Source organism: Streptomyces sp. NPDC001832, from assembly GCF_040297265.1.
Classification (GTDB): domain Bacteria; phylum Actinomycetota; class Actinomycetes; order Streptomycetales; family Streptomycetaceae; genus Streptomyces.
Map to the genome: position 1 here is coordinate 50,641 of NZ_JBEOYU010000025.1, position 18,173 is coordinate 68,813.

General features: G+C 68.8%; 16 protein-coding genes and 1 tRNA gene. 10 read left to right on the forward strand and 7 right to left on the reverse strand.

Annotated elements, in window-relative coordinates:
• Window positions 1-2: 2 nt before the first annotated feature.
• From ABT115_RS20065 to ABT115_RS20075, 3 genes are all read right to left on the reverse strand, one after another.
• Entirely contained in the window at window positions 3-350 is a 348-nt protein-coding gene (locus tag ABT115_RS20065) for an FmdB family zinc ribbon protein (RefSeq protein WP_351791406.1), read from the reverse strand.
• A gap of 269 nt (window positions 351-619) precedes the next feature.
• A complete protein-coding gene (locus ABT115_RS20070) occupies window positions 620-1,912 on the reverse strand; it encodes an MFS transporter (RefSeq protein WP_351791409.1) in 1,293 nt (430 codons plus the stop codon).
• A gap of 334 nt (window positions 1,913-2,246) precedes the next feature.
• The gene (locus ABT115_RS20075) at window positions 2,247-3,785 is read right to left on the reverse strand and encodes a potassium/proton antiporter (protein ID WP_351791411.1); all 1,539 of its coding nucleotides are present in this window, start codon (window positions 3,783-3,785) and stop codon (window positions 2,247-2,249) included.
• A 292-nt stretch (window positions 3,786-4,077) separates the two neighbouring features.
• Between ABT115_RS20075 and ABT115_RS20080 the strand changes: the two genes are divergently transcribed.
• Window positions 4,078-6,828: a penicillin acylase family protein gene (locus tag ABT115_RS20080; RefSeq protein WP_351791414.1), complete on the forward strand. Its 2,751-nt coding sequence runs from the start codon at window positions 4,078-4,080 to the stop codon at window positions 6,826-6,828.
• On the opposite strand, the gene ABT115_RS20085 is transcribed toward ABT115_RS20080, so the two are convergent.
• Window positions 6,818-7,417, reverse strand: a complete 600-nt coding sequence (locus ABT115_RS20085) for a 5-formyltetrahydrofolate cyclo-ligase (protein ID WP_351791416.1) — start codon at window positions 7,415-7,417, stop codon at window positions 6,818-6,820. The genes ABT115_RS20080 and ABT115_RS20085 overlap by 11 nt on opposite strands.
• Window positions 7,418-7,509: 92 nt before the next feature.
• On the opposite strand from ABT115_RS20085, the gene galU reads away from it, so the two are divergent.
• The 7 genes from galU to ABT115_RS20120 all read left to right on the forward strand — a co-directional run bounded on the left by galU (window position 7,510) and on the right by ABT115_RS20120 (window position 12,991).
• Window positions 7,510-8,412 (forward strand): UTP--glucose-1-phosphate uridylyltransferase GalU, encoded by a 903-nt coding sequence (galU, locus tag ABT115_RS20090; protein ID WP_351791418.1) that lies wholly within the window; start codon window positions 7,510-7,512, stop codon window positions 8,410-8,412.
• Window positions 8,413-8,416: 4 nt separating this feature from the next.
• On the forward strand, window positions 8,417-9,727 hold the full coding sequence (glp, locus tag ABT115_RS20095) for a molybdotransferase-like divisome protein Glp (RefSeq protein WP_351791421.1): 1,311 nt from the start codon (window positions 8,417-8,419) through the stop codon (window positions 9,725-9,727).
• A gap of 123 nt (window positions 9,728-9,850) precedes the next feature.
• Window positions 9,851-10,351, forward strand: a complete 501-nt coding sequence (moaC, locus tag ABT115_RS20100) for a cyclic pyranopterin monophosphate synthase MoaC (protein ID WP_351791424.1) — start codon at window positions 9,851-9,853, stop codon at window positions 10,349-10,351.
• A complete protein-coding gene (locus ABT115_RS20105) occupies window positions 10,348-10,908 on the forward strand; it encodes a MogA/MoaB family molybdenum cofactor biosynthesis protein (RefSeq protein WP_351791426.1) in 561 nt (186 codons plus the stop codon). Before moaC ends, ABT115_RS20105 begins: the two co-directional genes overlap by 4 nt.
• 17 nt (window positions 10,909-10,925) lie before the next feature.
• Window positions 10,926-11,537: a GNAT family N-acetyltransferase gene (locus tag ABT115_RS20110; protein ID WP_351791429.1), complete on the forward strand. Its 612-nt coding sequence runs from the start codon at window positions 10,926-10,928 to the stop codon at window positions 11,535-11,537.
• Between the two features lie 158 nt (window positions 11,538-11,695).
• Window positions 11,696-12,820 (forward strand): divisome protein SepX/GlpR, encoded by a 1,125-nt coding sequence (sepX, locus tag ABT115_RS20115; RefSeq protein WP_351791432.1) that lies wholly within the window; start codon window positions 11,696-11,698, stop codon window positions 12,818-12,820.
• Window positions 12,821-12,917: 97 nt separating this feature from the next.
• Window positions 12,918-12,991: transfer RNA gene (locus ABT115_RS20120), tRNA-Ala, on the forward strand.
• A gap of 235 nt (window positions 12,992-13,226) precedes the next feature.
• Here the strand turns inward: ABT115_RS20120 and ABT115_RS20125 are convergent.
• Window positions 13,227-15,056, reverse strand: a complete 1,830-nt coding sequence (locus ABT115_RS20125) for a hypothetical protein (protein WP_351791435.1) — start codon at window positions 15,054-15,056, stop codon at window positions 13,227-13,229.
• Entirely contained in the window at window positions 15,053-15,982 is a 930-nt protein-coding gene (locus ABT115_RS20130; protein ID WP_351791438.1) for a hypothetical protein, read from the reverse strand. The genes ABT115_RS20125 and ABT115_RS20130 overlap by 4 nt, the downstream gene beginning before the upstream one ends.
• 72 nt (window positions 15,983-16,054) lie before the next feature.
• On the opposite strand from ABT115_RS20130, the gene ABT115_RS20135 reads away from it, so the two are divergent.
• Window positions 16,055-16,372 (forward strand): helix-turn-helix domain-containing protein, encoded by a 318-nt coding sequence (locus ABT115_RS20135; RefSeq protein ID WP_351791440.1) that lies wholly within the window; start codon window positions 16,055-16,057, stop codon window positions 16,370-16,372.
• Window positions 16,373-16,569: 197 nt separating this feature from the next.
• On the opposite strand, the gene ABT115_RS20140 is transcribed toward ABT115_RS20135, so the two are convergent.
• Window positions 16,570-17,112, reverse strand: coding sequence for a hypothetical protein (locus ABT115_RS20140; protein WP_351791443.1), 543 nt, complete (start codon window positions 17,110-17,112; stop codon window positions 16,570-16,572).
• A gap of 217 nt (window positions 17,113-17,329) precedes the next feature.
• Here ABT115_RS20140 and ABT115_RS20145 point away from each other — a divergent pair, with 217 nt between their 5' ends.
• Window positions 17,330-18,169, forward strand: coding sequence for a S1 RNA-binding domain-containing protein (locus tag ABT115_RS20145; protein ID WP_351791445.1), 840 nt, complete (start codon window positions 17,330-17,332; stop codon window positions 18,167-18,169).
• Window positions 18,170-18,173 lie beyond the last annotated feature (4 nt).

Consider the following 18,173-nt stretch of genomic DNA (forward strand, 5'->3'; position numbering starts at 1 on the left):
GCTCAGGCAGCCGACGTACCACTCGCCGAGGTCGACGAGGTCGACGAAGAAGACGCGGCGGACGAGGAGGCGGCGGACGACTTCGTGTCCGACCCCGCCGACGACGACGAATCGGACGAAGCGGAACCGGACGCCTTCGCCGAGGACGACGCCGGCGTGCTGCTCGACGAGGAGCCACGGCTGTCGTTCCGGTAGAAACCGGAGCCCTTGAAGACAATGCCGACCGCCGAGAACACCTTCTTCAGGCGTCCTTCGCAGCTCGGGCACACGGTCAGGGCGTCATCGGTGAACTTCTGCACCGCCTCAAGGCCCTCGCCACATTCGGTGCACTGGTACTGATAGGTCGGCACTTGTCTTCCTCCTGGCACTCTCACTCGATGAGTGCTAACAGTCGTCCATGGTAGCTGCTGCGGGCCGCTGTTTGCAGTTATGTCTGTCACCTGCCCAGAGAGGGCAGCGGTCAGGGCTTGGCCGTCATCATTGGGGGCCGCTGGCCTGAGAGGCTGTCGGGTGGCCTCCGAGGCGAAAAGCTGCCACATCATGTGGCGGAGAAGTCACACTGACGTATTCCGCTGACGCTTCGACGCTTCGACGCTGACTGATGCGAGCGTATGAATCATCACTCTGTGGCCGCGACAGGATCGAGGTCGCGGTGGACCGCGCCGCGTGCGGCCGTGATGGTCGCGCGGGCCGGTGTCAGTCTCGAACGCAGTGCCACCAGGGTGACCAGCGCCAGCGCGGTCCCCACCAGCGGTACCACGAAACCGGTGCTCGCGCCGTGGGCGTCGGCGAGCCGCCCGGCGACCGTCACCGCGGCTGCCTGGCCGAGGGCGACCGAGCCGGTCAGCCAGGTGAACGCCTCGGTCCGGGCAGACCCCGGCACCAGCGCCTCGACCAGTGTGTAGCCGCTGATCAGGGCCGGGGCGATGGAGAGCCCGACCAGCAGTCCGAGGCCGGCCAGCAGGGGCACGGAGTGCACTGCCCACAGCCCGGACGCGGTCAGGGTCAGCGCCGCGTACCCGACGATCAGACGCCGCCGGGGGCCGCTCTTCCAGGCGATGGCGCCGCAGGCGATCCCGGCCAGCATGTTGCCGGCTGCGAAGACCCCGTACAGCAGACCGTTTGCCCCGGGCCGGCCGATCTCCTCGGTGAAGGCGGTCAGTGAGACCTGCATGCCGCCGAAGACCGCGCCTATTCCCAGGAAGGCCACCGCGAGCACCCGTACACCCGGTACGGACAGGGCGGACGCATGCCGCTGGGAGGTGCCGGACGCGGTGCTGCGCACCGCGGGCTGGGTGCGGCGCTGAGCGGCGAAGAGCAGTCCGCCGACCAGGGTCAGCCCAGCCTCCGTGATCAGACCGGCCGCCGGGTGCACTCCCGTGCACAGTGCGGTGGCGAGCACCGGGCCTATGACGAAGGTGAACTCGTCCGTCACCGATTCGAAGGCCGCCGCGGTGGACATCAGCGGCGAGGCATTGCGGCCCGGTGCAGCGCCCAGTACGGCTGCCCAGCGGGCCCGTACCATCGGCCCGATCTGCGGAACGGACGCACCGGTCGGCACGGCCGCCGCGAACAGGGCCCACAGGGGCGCGTCCGCCAGCGCCAGCGCCGTCAGCACAGATACGGATGCCGCGTGCACCAGGACACCGGGCAGCAGCACGGCGCGCTGGCCGAAACGGTCGGCGAGTTTGCCGGTCTGTGGTGCGAACAGCGCCATGGAGACACCGGTCACGGCGGCGACGGAGCCTGCGCTGCCGTACGAGCCGGTGGTGTGCTGAACCAGTAGCACGATGCCGATCGTCAGCATCGCGAAGGGCTGCCGTGCGGCGAAGCCCGCCAGGAGAAACGTCCACGCACCAGGGGTGCGCAGCAACTGCCCGTAACCGGGGCGGTCGGAGACCGTGGACGCCACGGTCCATGCCTTTCTGCCGCCTGGTGGCAGAGCTCCCGCAGGTCCGGGCCGACGCAGGTGGTGCGGGCTCGTGCGGGTGCTGCCGAGAGCTGTCCTCTTCGCGCGGAACTGCGGTAGATGCCGGGCGCTCAGCAGAGGCGGAGGACGCCACGACCGCCATACGGTCGCGCCAGCTCTGCATCAGGCAGAGTTGGTCGTTCAGGTTGGTCGATCGGGTTGGTCGATCTGGTTGACCGGCCCCACTGCAGGCGCCGATCAAGTTTCCTGCATGATACAGGCGGACGCCCTTGCACACCTCTGATTGTGTGCAAGGGCGTCCGCCCTTAGACAGCCTTCAGCGGCGCCCTTTCCGCCCGTCGGCCTTCCCCATCTTCTTCGCGGCCTTCAGCGCGTGCGCCACCTCATGTGCCACATGAGGCCCGGCGAGGCTCTCGCCACCGCTGCCACTCGTCCCCAGCCAGCCCGCGAGCTTGCCGCCCTCGCCGACCGCGTGCAGCCGCTCCTCCGTCGCGTCGCGCACCTGGTCGGTGGTGACCACCAGCAGTTCGTCGCCGCGCCGCAGCGCGGTCGACGGCGCCGGTACGAAGCTCTTCTCGTCCCGTACGACCAGGGTGACCGCGGCCCCGGCGGGCAGCCGCAGTTCCCCGACCTCCACGCCGTGCATCTTCGACTTCCCAGGGATCGCCACCGACAGCAGATGGCCGCGCAGCCGCTCCAGCGGCGCTGACTCGATGCCCAGGTCGGCGGCCTCGGCCGGATCGTGGGCGATCTTCAGGGCCTTCGCCATCCAGGGCAAGGTCGGTCCCTGGATGAGGGTGTACACGACGACGAGCACGAAGACGATGTTGAAGACCCGGGTGGAGCCCTCGATTCCGGACACCATCGGAATGGTCGCCAGGATGATGGGTACGGCGCCGCGCAGCCCCGCCCAGGACATGAACACCTTCTCCTGCCAGGGCAGCTTGAACGGCGCCAGCGAGATGAAGACCTCCAGCGGACGTGCCACCACGGTCAGTACCAGTCCGACGATGACCGCGGGCCAGAAGTCGTCGTACAGATCGTGCGGGGTGACCAGGAGCCCGAGCAGCACGAACATGCCGATCTGGGCCAGCCAGCCGAGTCCGTCGGCGAAGCCGCGGGTGGCGGGCCAGTGCGGCAGTTTGGCGTTGCCGAGGATCATCGCGGCCAGATAGACGGCGAGGAAGCCACTGCCGTGGGCCAGGGCACCGACCGCGTACGCGGACACCGCGATCGCCATCACGGCGATCGGATACAGCCCGGACGCGGGCAGTGCCACATGTCGCAGCCCGAACGCGCCGAGCCAGCCGACGGCGAGACCGACGGCAGCACCGATCGCGAGCTCCAGGGCTATCTCGCCGACCAGTGCGTACCAGCTCTCCATCGGCCCCTTGGTCGAGAAGGCCACCACCAGGATCACGACGGGCGCGTCGTTGAAGCCGGATTCGGCCTCCAGGACTCCGGTGACCCGGGCGGGCAGCGGCACCTTGCGCAGCACGGAGAAGACCGCGGCGGCATCCGTCGACGAGACGACCGCGCCGAGGATCAGCGACTGCTGCCAGTCCAGCCCGACCAGGTAGTGCGCCCCGGCCGCGGTGACGCCGACGCTCACCGCGACGCCGACGGTCGAGAGCACCGCGGCAGCCGGCAGTGCGGGTTTGATCTCCTTCCACTTCGTGCCCAGGCCACCCTCGGCGAGGATCACGACAAGTGAGGCATAGCCGATCACCTGGGTCAGTTCCGCATTGTTGAACGTGACGTGGAAGATGCCGTCCTGCCCTATGGCGATCCCGATGCCGAGGTACAGGAGCAGGCTGGGGAGCCCGCTGCGGGACGAAATGCGCACCGCCACCACGGCGACGAGCAGGACAAGTGAGCAGACGAGCAGGAGTTCGTTGAGCGTGTGGACAGTCAGTGGCCGTTCCTTCCCTGCGTGCGCCTGCCGAATTTTTCGACCCTCGGCATCGGCCGTTGGCGGCCGATACTTCGTTACCTTACCTAATCTTTAACGTTTTCTTGACGCGCTCGATCATTCGTACGATCGCTGGGCAATTCGAACCATCCCGATGCCGCGTCAGAGCCGCCCTTGCGCTGCGCCTATGGTTGCTCCTGCACTCCCAGGACCACCTGCCCCTCGAAGGACAGCGATGCCCGCCAACACAACCGCCCCTTCCGGCACCACCGGTTCCACCGGTGGGAAGACCGGCAGGAAGAAGGGGCGACGTGCCCGCCTGATCGTGATCGTCCTGGTGCTGGCGCTTGTCGCGGGTATCGGTTACGGCACTTTCTGGTCCGTATCGACCGTGCGGGCCTCGTACCCGCAGACGACCGGTTCCATCAAGCTCGACGGCCTCGACGGTGACGTCGACGTCAAGCGCGACAGCTATGGAATCCCGCAGCTGTACGCGGACTCCGACGCCGACCTCTTCCGTGCCCAGGGCTTCGTGCACGCACAGGACCGCTTCTGGGAAATGGACGTCCGCCGTCATATGACGGCAGGTCGGCTCTCCGAGATGTTCGGTGAAGGACAGGTCGAGACGGACGCCTTCCTGCGCACGCTCGGCTGGCACGAGGTCGCCCAGGAGGAGTACGACAAGGTCCTGTCCGCGGACACCAAGAAGAACCTCCAGGCGTACGCGGACGGCGTCAACGCCTACCTCGAGGGGCGCGACGGCAAGGACATCTCCGTCGAGTACGCCGCCCTCGGCTTCACCAACGACTACAAGCCGGCCGAATGGACCCCGGTCGACTCGGTCGCCTGGCTCAAGGCCATGGCCTGGGACCTGCGCGGCAACATGCAGGACGAGATCGACCGCTCGCTGATGACCAGCAGGCTCGACGCGAAGCAGATCGAGGACCTGTACCCGGCCTACCCGTACGACAAGCACAAGCCGATCGTCCGGGATGGCGCGGTCTCCTCGGCCAGCGGAGAGTTCGACCCGGCCGCGACGCCGTCGACGGGCGCCGGCTCGGGCACGGCGGCGGGCGCCGCCGAGGGCCTGAACACCCAGCTCTCCTCGCTCTCCGACACCCTCGACGAGATCCCGTCGCTCCTCGGCCCGAACGGCAACGGCATCGGGTCCAACTCCTGGGTGGTCTCCGGCAAATACACGACGACCGGCAAGCCGCTGCTCGCCAATGACCCGCACCTGGCGCCGCAGTTGCCTTCGCTCTGGTACCAGATGGGGCTGCACTGCCGCGAGATCACGCCGACATGCCAGTACGACACCGCCGGATACACCTTCTCCGGCATGCCCGGCGTGATAATCGGCCACAACCAGGACATCGCCTGGGGCTTCACCAACCTGGGCGCGGACGTCACTGACCTCTTCCTGGAGAAGGTCTCCGACGACGGCTACATGTACGACGGCAAGGTCGAGCCCTTCACCGTCCGCGAGGAGACCATCAAGGTCGCGGGCGGCGAGAGCCGGCACATCACCGTCCGCGAGACCAACAACGGTCCGCTGGTCTCCGACCGCAGTAGCGAACTGGAGAAGGTCGGCGAGAAGGCTCCCGTCGGCAACTCGGCCCCGGACCGGGCCGACGGTTACGCGGTCGCCCTGAAGTGGACGGCGCTGGACCCCGGCCAGTCCATGGACGCGGTCTTCGAGCTCAACCGGGCCAAGGACTTCACGAGCTTCCGCAAGGCGGCCGAGCACTTCGAGGTTCCCTCGCAGAACCTCATCTACGCCGACACCAAGGGCAACATCGGCTACCAGGCCCCCGGGAAGATCCCGGTCCGCGTTCAGGGCGACGGCACGATGCCCAGCCCCGGCTGGTCCTCGGAGTACGGCTGGAAGAAGGAACCGATCCCGTTCGACGAGCTGCCGTACGAGTACAACCCGAAGCGCGGCTACATCGTCACCGCCAACCAGGCCGTCATCGACGAGGAGAAGTATCCCTACCTGCTCACCAAGGACTGGGGCTACGGCTCCCGCAGCCAGCGGATCGAAGACCTCATCCAGTCGAAGATCAAGGGCGGCGGGAAGATCTCGACCGCAGACATGCAGAAAATGCAGATGGACAACACCAGCGAGATCGCCGCGCTGCTGGTGCCCGAGCTGATGAAGATCAATGTCTCGGACAAGAGCGTCCGCGAGGCACAGAAGCTCCTGGAGGGCTGGGACTACACCCAGGAACCCGACTCGGCCGCGGCCGCGTACTTCAACGCGGTCTGGCGCAACATCCTCAAGCTGGCCTTCGGTGACAAGCTGCCCAAGGAGCTGCGAGTCGAGGGCGAGTGCCTGTACGTGCCGCAGGCCGACAGTTCGGGCCCGGTCGACGAGCAGGGCAAGCTGGTGCGCGAGTGCGGCCAGCGTGACGCGGACTCGGCGCAGCCGGACGGCGGTGACCGCTGGTACCAGGTGGTCGCAAACCTGATGGACGACCCGAACAGCGACTGGTGGAAGACGCCGGCGCGCGGTCGGGACGAAGCGATCGATAACCGCGACGAGCTCTTCGCCCGCGCCATGGAGGACGCCCACTGGGAGCTGACCGCCGAGCTCGGCAAGGACATCAGCACCTGGAGTTGGGGTCGGCTGCACCAGCTGACCCTGAAGAACCAGACCCTCGGCACCGAGGGCCCCGTTCCGCTCCAGCGGGTCCTCAACCGAGGCCCGTGGAATCTCGGCGGCGGCGAGGCCGCGGTGAACGCCACCGGCTGGAATGCGGCGGGCGGCTACGAGGTCGTCTGGGTTCCGTCGATGCGGATGGTGGTCAACGTGGGGGACTGGGACAAGTCCCGCTGGATCAACCTCACCGGCGCCTCCGGGCACGCGTTCAGTGCGCACTACACCGATCAGACCGACAAGTGGCTCAACGGTGAACTGCTTCACTGGTCCTTCGGGACGAACGCCGTCACCAAGTCGACGACCGACACCCTGACCCTCAAACCGTAGGGCCCATCCGGCGGGTCACAGCCGGTGTCACCACCACGTCCACGGGGTGGTCGTGCGGTTCCTCAGGGACCTGCGCGACCACCTCGTTGTCGTACAGCAGGACGACCAGCGCCGGGTGCGCCCCCGCCGCGGCGAGCCGGGCCAGCACCCGGTCGTAACTGCCGCCGCCACGACCGAGCCTCATCCCGCGCGCGTCCACCGCGAGGCCCGGCAGCAGGACGGCATCGGCGTCCAGGACGGCGTCGGGGCCGAGGCGCTCCCCGTCCGGCTCCAGCAGCCCGCGGCCGGCCCGGACCAGACGACCGGCTCCTTCGTACGGCGCCCAGTCCAGATCGTTGTCCGCGAGAAGCACCGGCAGCAGCACCCGTACGCCCCGCTCACGCAGCGCGTCCAGCAGGGCGCGGGTGCCCGGCTCACTCCCCACCGAGACATACGCGGCGACGGTACGGGCCGCGGACAGCTCCGGAAGATTCAATGCGCCTTGGGACAGAACCGACGCGGCGTTTTCCACGTCTTCACGGGTCAGAAGGCGCCGCGCGGCCAGCAGTTCACGCCTGAGCATTGCCTTTTGGGGCATATCGGTGTTCATCGGCACCTGAATTCTCTCGTATGTGCATATAGGTGTACAAAGTTAACCGGAACCTCACCTTCCGCCCATACGTACCAGTTATGGTTCTGTGCATGACTCAGTCGCACACCAGGATCAGCAAGGCTGTCATTCCGGCCGCGGGCCTCGGTACCCGCTTCTTGCCGGCCACCAAGGCCACCCCCAAGGAGATGCTGCCTGTCGTCGACAAGCCTGCGATCCAGTACGTCGTCGAGGAAGCGGTGACCGCCGGTCTCTCCGACGTTCTGATGATCACCGGCCGCAACAAGCGCGCCCTCGAGGACCACTTCGACCGCAATTACGAGCTGGAGTCCGCGCTCACCCGCAAGGGAGACGTCGAACGGCTTCAGAAGGTCCAGGAGTCGAGCGATCTGGCCACCATGCACTACGTCCGGCAGGGCGACCCGCGCGGCCTCGGCCACGCCGTGCTGTGCGCCGCGCCGCACGTCGGCGACCAGCCGTTCGCGGTCCTCCTCGGCGATGACCTGATCGACCCGCGCGACCCACTGCTGGCCCGCATGGTCGAGATACAGGAGCGCGAGGGTGGCAGCGTCGTCGCGCTGATGGAGGTCGCCCCGGAGCAGATCCATATGTACGGCTGTGCGGCCGTCGAGCCCACTGCCCAAGGCGATGTGGTGCGCGTCACCGGTCTGGTCGAGAAGCCCGACGCGGCCGAGGCGCCCAGCAACCTCGCCGTCATCGGCCGCTATGTCCTGGACCCCGCCGTCTTCGACATACTGCGTAAGACCGAGCCGGGCCGCGGCGGCGAGATCCAGCTCACCGACGCCCTGCAACTCCTCGCCGAGGACGAGAAGATCGGCGGCCCCGTGCACGGCATCGTCTTCAAGGGACGCCGCTATGACACCGGTGACCGGGGCGATTACCTCCGTGCCATTGTCAGACTTGCGTGCGAACGTGAAGACCTGGGCCCGGACTTCCGGACCTGGCTCCGCAGTTACGTCGCCGAGGAGATGTAGCACTTTGAGCAGCACGATCTGGTCGGTGGACGAGCACCTGGAAGACATTCTCGGCGCAGTGCGGCCGCTCGAACCCATCGAGCTGCAACTGCACGACGCCCAGGGCTGCGTCCTCGTCGAGGACGTCATCGTGCAGATCGCCCTGCCGCCATTCGACAACAGCTCGATGGACGGGTACGCGGTCCGCGTCGCCGATGTGGCGGGCGCCGACGAGGAGTTTCCCGCGGTGCTCACCGTCATCGGTGACGTCGCGGCGGGCAGCGCCGGGCTGCCCGGCGACCAGAGCGTCGGCCCGGGCGAGGCTGCCCGCATCATGACCGGCGCCCCGCTGCCGGCCGGCGCCGAGGCAGTGATCCCGGTCGAGTGGACCGACGGCGGTACCGGCGACGGCGCCGCCGACACCATGCTCGCCCACCGCGCCGCCCCCGAGGGCGCCGGCGGCGAGGTCCGCGTGCACCGCCCCGTCGAGGCCGGCGCCCATGTCAGGGCCCGCGGCAGCGACGTCAAGCCGGGCGATCTGGCCCTGCGCGCCGGATCCGTGATCGGCCCGGCGCAGATCGGGCTGCTCGCAGCGATCGGCCGCTCGACGGTGAAGGTACGGCCCCGGCCGCGCGTCGTCGTCATCTCCACCGGCAGCGAACTGGTGCAGCCCGGCGAAGTGCTGACAGGCGGACAGATCTACGACTCGAACAGCTTCGCGCTCACGGCCGCCGCCCGGGACGCAGGAGCGATCGCCTACCGGGTCGGCGCCGTCACCGACGACGCCGACACGCTCCGCGCCACGATCGAGGACCAGCTGATCCGTGCCGACATAGTCGTCACCACCGGAGGCGTCAGCGTCGGCGCGTACGACGTCGTCAAGGAAGCCCTGTCGTCGGTGGGCGACGAGGACGAGCCCGGCAGCGGTATCGACTTCCGGAAGCTCGCCATGCAGCCCGGCAAGCCGCAGGGCTTCGGCTCGATCGGCCCCGAACACACGCCGCTGCTGGCGCTCCCGGGCAACCCCGTCTCGTCGTATGTCTCCTTCGAGCTGTTCGTACGGCCCGCGATCCGCGCCCTGATGGGACTTCAGGATGTGAACCGCCCCACCGTCCGGGCCACGCTGAACACCGACAAGGCACTCACCTCGCCGTCTGGCAAGCGCCAGTTCCTGCGCGGTACGTACGACGCGAAGGCCGGCACCGTCACCCCCGTCGGCGGCTCCGGATCGCATCTGATCGCGGCTCTCGCCCAGGCCGACGCGCTGATCGTGCTGCCCGAGGACGTCATCTCCGCCGAGCCCGGCACGGACACCGAGGTGATCCTGCTCCGCTGACCCCCGGGCGGTGGCGGTACGGTATCTGCCGCTGTGCCTTCCCGGGGACATCCCCGGGCCCCCGGCCCGCACCCCGGTGCGGGCCGAGCGGGCAACCGGCGCCCTACCGCGAGGCGGAGTTAGTTGAGTACGCAGAACAGGCTGACGCACATCGACGACGCGGGCGCGGCCCGCATGGTCGACGTCTCGGAGAAGGACGTCACCGCGCGGATGGCCCGCGCGAGCGGCCGGGTTCTCGTCGCGCCGCGCGTCGTCGAGCTGCTCCGCGGCGAAGGGGTCCCCAAGGGCGATGCCCTCGCCACCGCCCGTATCGCCGGGATCATGGGCGCCAAGCGCACCCCCGACCTGATCCCGCTCTGCCACCCGCTCGCCGTCTCCGGCGTCGAGGTCGATCTGAGCGTCGCCGACGACGCGGTGGAGATCAGCGCCACGGTGAAGACCACGGACCGCACCGGCGTCGAAATGGAGGCCCTGACCGCCGTCTCGGTCGCCGCGCTCACGGTGATCGACATGATCAAGGCGGTCGACAAGGCGGCGGTCATCACGGATGTGCGGGTCGAGTCGAAGTCGGGCGGCAAGTCCGGCGATTACGTCTGTACCGCACCGGACGGAGCGGACGCATGACTGCGCCCGGAACCGGGCAGCCCGGCGATGACCCCGAGGCTCCACTCGGTGGCGCGCCGACAGCCCCGTACGCCGCTCTCGTCGTCACCGCCTCCAACCGCGCCGCGGCCGGTGTCTACGCCGACAAGGGCGGACCGCTCATCGCCGAGGCACTCACGCGACTCGGCTTCGCCGTCGACGGGCCGCAGGTCGTGCCCGACGGCGATCCCGTCGAACAGGCGCTGCGCGACGGGGTGGCCGCCAGCTACGACGTCATCGTCACAACCGGCGGTACGGGCATCTCGCCCACCGACCGCACCCCTGACGCCACCCGCCGCGTCCTCGACCACGAGATCCCCGGCATCCCCGAGGCGATCCGCGCCGAGGGCCGCGGCAAGGTGCCCACCGCCGCGCTCTCCCGCGGCCTCGCGGGCGTCGCCGGCCACACACTCATCGTGAATCTGCCGGGCTCCACCGGCGGGGTGCGGGACGGTCTCGCCGTCCTCGCACGTCTCCTGGTGCACGCCGTCGACCAGCTTCGTGGCGGCGATCACCCCCGACCCGGGAGTCCGAGCTGAACGTCCCGACCTGGCCGGTGATCCTCAAAGACGGCGAGATCACCCTCCGTCCGGTAAGGCTGCGCGACCAGCGCGTGTGGCGCGAGGTCAACCGGCGCAACCGTGACTGGCTGCGCCCCTGGGAAGCGACCGTGCCGCCGCCCGCCCCGGGCGGCCCGGTGGCCCGGCGCCCCACGTACCGTCAGATGGTCCGTCATTTGCGCCGCGAGGCCGACGCGGGCCGGATGCTGCCCTTCGCCATTGAGTACGAGGGCCGTCTGGTCGGCCAGCTGACGGTTGCCGGGATCACCTGGGGCTCGATGTGTTCGGCCCACATCGGTTACTGGGTCGACCAGGACGTGGCGGGGCGCGGTGTGATGCCGACCGCGGTCGCCCTTGCTGTCGACCACTGCTTCCGCAGGGTCGGACTGCACCGCATCGAGGTCTGTATTCGGCCGGAGAACGGGCCCAGCAGAAGGGTCGTCGAGAAACTGGGATTCCGTGAGGAAGGTCTGCGTCCGCGCTATCTCCATATCGACGGCGACTGGCGGGACCATCTGGTCTACGCGCTCACCGCGGAGGAAGTACCCGACGGGCTGCTCCGGCGCTGGCACCGGACACGACCCGGAACGCCACCGGAAATAAAATAAGTGTTCGATTTTTATCAGCATATGACAGCAATCGGATGCGCAAACCCACACTGCTGATCTGAACAATCACAAAAAAAGTCCTTGATATCAGCCGGATCGTGCGACACACCGGGCCAATTGGCCGATGTCCCCGCGCAAACCCCTCTACGGTGTGAGACGTGAGCAGCAGCGGCCTCATCTACGCAGTCATTGTCGGGGCCTGGGCCGCCTACTTGGTGCCGATGTGGCTCCGCAGGCAGGACGAGCTCAATGAAGCCCGTCCGACGGAACGCTTCAGCACCGCCATCCGGCTGCTGTCCGGACGGGCGGCCATGGAGCGCCGGTACGCCAAGGAGTTGCAGGAGCGCACCACCGAGGAGGCGGGGCCCGACGTCGACCCGGACGCCGTCACGGACCGAATGGATTCCGTGGACGTCCGGGCCTTTGCCGCGCCCGAGGCGCATACCGAAGCCCGGGTGTACGACCCGGCGCGCACGCGTGAGCGCCCGGACCGGGAGCGTCCCGCACCCGGTTCCGTGCCTCGCGCGCGCCCGCGCACCGGCGGGACGGACGCCGAGCGCGTCCGGCGCGCCCAGCGCCTCCAGGTCCTCGCGCGCCGTCGGCGTACCACCATCGTCCTCTTCCTCGCCTTCACCCTCGGTGCGGTCGTCGCGGCGGTCGGCGGCCTCGGCTTCCTCTGGGCACCCGCGGTTCCGGCGGTACTGCTGAGCGCGTACATCGTGCATCTGCGCGCCCAGGAGCGGCGCCGGTTCGCCTTCACCATGGACCGGCGGCGGGCCGAGGTGGCGGCGCAGCATCTGCGCGAGAACCGTCCCCGCAGGCACCAGCCGGCCGCGGTGGCCGCCGCCGAGGCCGACGAGGAGCCCGAAGCGCGCCGCCCCGAGCCCGAGCCCGCATCGGTGATCTCCCCGCAGGAGGCCGGCCGCCGCGCCCTGGTCGAGCAGACGGACCACGCCGAATGGGTCGACCAGCAGCGCGAACGAGGCCTGGCCCAGGGCGACAGCTGGGAGCCGGTCCCGGTCCCCCTGCCGACGTACGTCACCGCGCCGGTCGCCCCGCGCGCCACGGGCGGCATCGAGGTCGGCAACCCGGAGACCTGGAGCGCGGCCCGCTCCAGCACCGCCGAGCCCACCCAGACGGGCACCTCGCACCCCGTGGCACCCCCCGTCGACCCGGCGCCGCGCCAGCGCACCGACCAGTCCCGCCGCACCCGCGACCGCGGCCGGACTCCGCTCTTCGACCAGTACGAGGACGGGGAACGCCCCCGTGCCGCCAACGAGTGAGCACCTTCGGGCCTCGCTGCGACACCGACTCGGCTGACCAGCACGGACCGGATTTCCGAGCACTCCCGTGGGGGTGCTAGAGTTTCACTCGTTGCAAGGGCCTGTGGCGCAGTCTGGTAGCGCACCTCGTTCGCATCGAGGGGGTCTGGGGTTCAAATCCCCACAGGTCCACCGCACGACAGTTCTTGAGTAGCTCTCAAGGATCGTCTCGAGATCCCGTTCAGCCGAAAGGCTGGGCGGGATCTCGGCGTTTGTGGGGTGTGTTCGAGATGGTGTCCGAACGTGGGCGGGGCCTCGAGACGCTGTCTGGCGGTGGATCGGCCTGGGGTACGGGGTGGTTCAGGTGCGTGAGGGGTGCCGGGGCTGCTGTTGGGCGTGCTTGAGCTCGTCGTGTGGTGCAGGGGTGTCAGGTGCTCGTGTGGACCATCGGTGGCGGCTGGGGCGGGGAGAGCCCGTTCGCGGTGATGGCGGCTGGAGCTTCTTCCGTGAGCTCCGCGATCACATCCGTGAGATTCCCGTTGGCTGTGGTGGCGGTGGTCTGGTCCCAGCTGAAGAGCATCTGCAGGTTGGCGCTGCAGACCATCAGGGCGAGGAGGATGGACTGTGCGACGCGGCCGTGGGCGAGCCGCTTGCTGGGGTCGGCGATGTTGATGCCGTGGCTCTTGAGCCTCCCGTTGGCCCCTTCGATGTTCGCCCGTTCGGGCCGGTAGGTGTCCTGCCAGCTGGGGTGGAGGTAGTGCCGGTCCTGGCGGAACTTGTCGCGCTTGCCGAGGTCGCCGGGCCGGACCGTGATCGTCGGTTTTCGGCAGATCCGCGGCAGTTCCTTCTCGGGCAGGGCTCGCAGGCGTTCCGACTGAGGGATTGGGACGGTCGGCTTGGCCGCGGAGTGTGCGGCGGTGGCCCGCCGGTTGGTGAGGTCCACGGTGGCGGGCCGCGGTGCGGGGATCTGGTGGACCTGGTTGAAGCGGGGGCAGGCCACTGCGGGCGACGGTCCGCTGGCCGGGCACTGGAGCCGGATCGCGCCGCGCTCGTCCGCGGACTCCTTGAGGCGCAGGTAGTACGGCTCGCGGGCGGCGATCTGTTCACGGAGCAGGGTGTCGTCGTCGATGCCGCGTACGGCTTTGTCGCTGAGGTCGGAGGTCGCTTGGGCGAGGGCGGTGGGCATGGCGGGGCAGGCGAGGGAACCGTCGACAAGCAGGGCGCCTTCGTAGGTGCCCTGGATGCCCCGGTTCTCTCGCTTGTAGTCGAGGACGAGCTGGTAGCCGAGGCGTCTTGCGGGCTGGGCGAAGTGTTTGGAGACCTGGTCGGTGTAGGCGCGGTCGGACGCCAGGATCCCGGTGGGGAAGCTGAACGGGGCCAGAGCGGTCAGGGCGTGGATCGCGTTCGGGCCGATCCGCTTGCCGGGGCTGTCCAGGACAAGGCCGAGCACGAGCTGCGGGTGCCGGCTGACGCGCTTGCCGGCTTGTGGGTGGCTAGCTGGGTGCCTGCGGCTGGCGGCGACCAGGAGCGTCGCGGAGTGCCCGAAGATCCCTTCGTCGGAGCCGCCGCAGTGGTGCCAGCCGGCGGTGATCTCGACGGACGCGAGACCACGATGCTCGCTGGGCTCGTGATGCCAGGCGGGGACCGGGGTGGTGTCGACGCCGATATCGCCCTGCCAACCCTTGAACAGGCCCCGGCGGTGAGCGAGGCGGACGGTGATCAGGACCAGGCGGTCGCTGATCTCCTGCAGCAGAGCCCGGCGGCGAACCCGTTCGGCATCCGTGTCCTCCCAGGCCGAGGCCACGACCATGGCCTCGTCAGCGGGCAGCCGACGGCGCCGGTCGCAGCGGAAGGGGTCCAGAGCGGTGGTCAGCCGGTCGAAGGACCGGTAGACGCAACGGGTAAACGCGTGCCGCCCGTGTGCGTCGAGCGAGCAGGGATCCGGAATCCCCAGCCAGCCCCGGGCAGGGGCCCGCAGTTCGTCCAGGAGCACGCGGCAGACATCCGCAAGGCTCGCGCTGCGGTGGTAGTGCAGAGACAGCAGCAGTCCCACCAGCACGGTCCGCACCGGCAGACCCTTCGGCCCGGGACGACCTGCCAGCTCGACGTCGACCAGCTCGAGCACACCCGTTCCGTGCAGGAGAGCGTCGAGCTGGCCGACCTTCGAGTCCGGGATCTCGAACGGCGCGTCGGTGACCGGCCGTGGCCGGCACTTCCTGATCTTCTCCGGACTCCGCCAGGCCCGGGGCTTGCTCACCTCTCAGGTCCGCGCAGGAGCCGTGCGGCGGTGGCGTCATCGATGGGAGGGACGAGGTGCTGCCAGCGTGCCAGGGAGGCGGCCGAGGCGAGCCCGGCCGCCTGCGCGATCAGATGGTGATCGATGTGGGCCCGCATCAGCTCAACGATCCACGTCGCCCGCAACCGGCCCACCGACACCGCTGGCAGGCTGTCCGGCGGACGGTGGTTGAGAGACCAGGAACCGATCAGGTTCTTCGCGTACTCGGTGGTCCGCCGCGGGCGGAACAAGTACCCGCGCCCGGCCTGGTCTGCGAGTTCTCCCAAGACGGTGTCCCAGGCGGCGCGGGCGACGAGCGGAACCAGGCGGTCGACGGCGGTGTGCAAGAGCGGGCCGTTCCCACGCAAACGCTGCAGATCGGCGCCCCGGCTCGCCGCTACCTCCTTCGGCATGAGGCCGAGCCCGGCACCCAGGCCCATCAGCGCGAGCGCGTCAGTCTTCTGCTGGCGAGGCAGGTGAGTGGCCCAGTGCCGAAGACCCGCCAACTCGGCTGTCGTATAAGGCTGATACGTGTTCGCCTCGGCATGCGTCCGGGCCGGAGCTGCCTCCCCACGCTCACTCCACGCCAGAGCATCCCGAACCCTCAGCAACCAGGTCCGATACGTCCGCACCGACGACCCTTCGATGTCGCCGACGCGCGAGAGGACGAACGCGTCGGTCACCTCGTTGCGCAACCACGCATCCGCAGACCGCTCCAGTCCGCTCGCTTCGGCCCACAGCGCCAGACGCCCGGTGACGTGCAGCAACCGCTCCACGTCGTAGGGGACCGCAGTCACGGTGGCGGCTACCACGGACCGCACCAGCGGCGCGACCTCCGCCCAGAGCGGGGACGCCTCCCGAGGCTGGTACCGGGTGATCTTCGCGGAGGTGTTGGGATCAAGGACCACGGTCCATGCATACCGGCCGGGCAAGCAGCCATTCCACAGCTGATCAACTACAACAGACAAGGTGGTGCGCGCATGGTCGGTGGACGCGCCCGCGCACGCTCCCCCCGGCAGCTCACCCAGGATCCGGAAGCCTGGCCCGAGCAGGTCATCGCTGATCCGGCCGCCGAGGCGGTCCGCCAGATCGCCCGAACCCTCGCCCAGGCCCTCGATCGCCTCGGACTGAGCCTGCGGGCCGCCGCGGCCGGCTCCGGAGTCAACCGGCAGGCCATCGCCGATCTGCTCGCCGGACGGTCCTGGCCCGACGTGGCGACCATCGCCCGCCTGGCCCACTTCACCGGTATCGCACTGTGGCCGGAAGGCACCAATATCGAACGGAACAGAACGCATTGAGCCTCGGTCCGTGCCCGGAAACGCCAAACAGCGAACGGGCATGACGAACTTCGTGGCTCCGGACGCCGAGCGGAGAATGCCTCTACTACGCTCGGACATGCGGAAGCCACCCTCAGCTGGGCGGTCACGCAACCCGGCACCGCCGAGCTGAACCCTCGGCGGTGCCACCCTTGGATGCCGCGCGCTCGCGGCATGGCTCACACCAGTACGGAACCTCCCTGCTCGTTCCTGGTGGCCGGGGCGATCGCGAACCAGCCCGTGGGGTCCTCTACCACCCGGCCTTCCCTGATCAGCGCCTTCAGCCGGGACCGCGTCGTCTCCGTCCTTCGACCGTTCGAGGTATCCGAGATGTCCTCGCCGATCGCCGCGGCGATGTCCTGTGCCTTCATCGCTCGCCCGGCCCCTGCCAGCAGCACCAGCATTCGCTCACGGGCCACCGACAACTCCAGAGGCCCCGATCCGACCGACGGATCACGGGGATTGGTTGCAACGCCGGGCGCCGCTTCGGGCACCGACCCATCCACGAGGTCCCCGCCGTCACCTGGGCCCTGCCCTTGGGACTGAAGTTCGGCGCTGTCATCGGCCTGGCCGGCATGGCCTGTCAGGGAGAGCAGGGTCTCCCGTGTGATCGTCAGGTGGGCCAGCCGTTCCTCCGCCGTTGCGATCTTCTCGCGAAGTGAAGACAACTCCCCGCGGACGATGGCTTCTTCCGTGTCCAGACGCTCGAAGAGTGACGTCATCGCAGCCCTGCCTTCACCCAGCCGGCATCGGGGCCTCGCGGCACTGGAAGCCCCAGCCAAACGTAGGGCGAGCCGCAACAAGATCGCAGAGGGTGACCGCAGATGCTCCCAAACGACCGCGCTCGCCCGCCTCGCGTCTGCACTCCTTCGTCCAGGGACTACTCACGCCCGCAATGGCCTTACCGCTCGATGGTCTCTGCGTCGTAGGGTCACGAGCGTGACCGAACCCCAATCGAGCGAGGCATCGAAGAACTTCTTGAACACGCTGCAGGCCGGCGAAGTCCGCACCGGCTGCGTCATCGGCATCGAAGAACGCGAGGCGTTCGTCGAACTGGACGGGTTCTCCGGTCCGGGGAGAGTGCTGGGTCGTATCCCTCGTGGCGATCTGACCCGCAGGGCCATTGGGCATCCGTCCGAAGCAGTGAGCCTCGGGCAGCGGCTCACCTTCGAAGTGATAGCCGTCGACGGGCCGCAAGAATGCGTCTTGGCCTCTGCTTCAGCGTGTGAGGACCCGTCTCTGCGAGCGTTCCTTCTTGGCCTTCGACGCGGTGCAACCCACGAGGGTCGGGTGCAGAGCGTCCACAACTTCGGTGTGTTCGTGAACCTCGACGGAGAACCGGATGATCAGTGCACCGGGTTCATCAGGGGGCCCGAACTGAGCTGGCGGCGGATCGACCATCCCGCGGAAGCCGTCACGGCCGGCCAGCGGGTCATCGGCGAGATCATCGACATAGACACCCGGCGTGGACAGGTTCAGCTGTCGCCGAAAGCTCTCCAAGAGGACCCGCTCATTCCCTTCGCGGACCAGGCAGGCCTGGTCACGGCCGGGCAGGTGACCAAGCTGATTCCGTTCGGAGCCTTCGTCCGCATCGCCGAGGGCGTCGAGGGCCTCGTGCACAACACCGAATTCCGTGACGAGCCCGTCGAGCACCCCGACCAGATCGTGAGCGAGGGCGACGAGATCACCGTACGGATCGTCGAGGTCGATCTCGTGCGCCGCCGCCTCACCCTGTCCGCCAGAAATCTGCCGCAGAACGGGAAACGATCTCCCCTGTGACGGC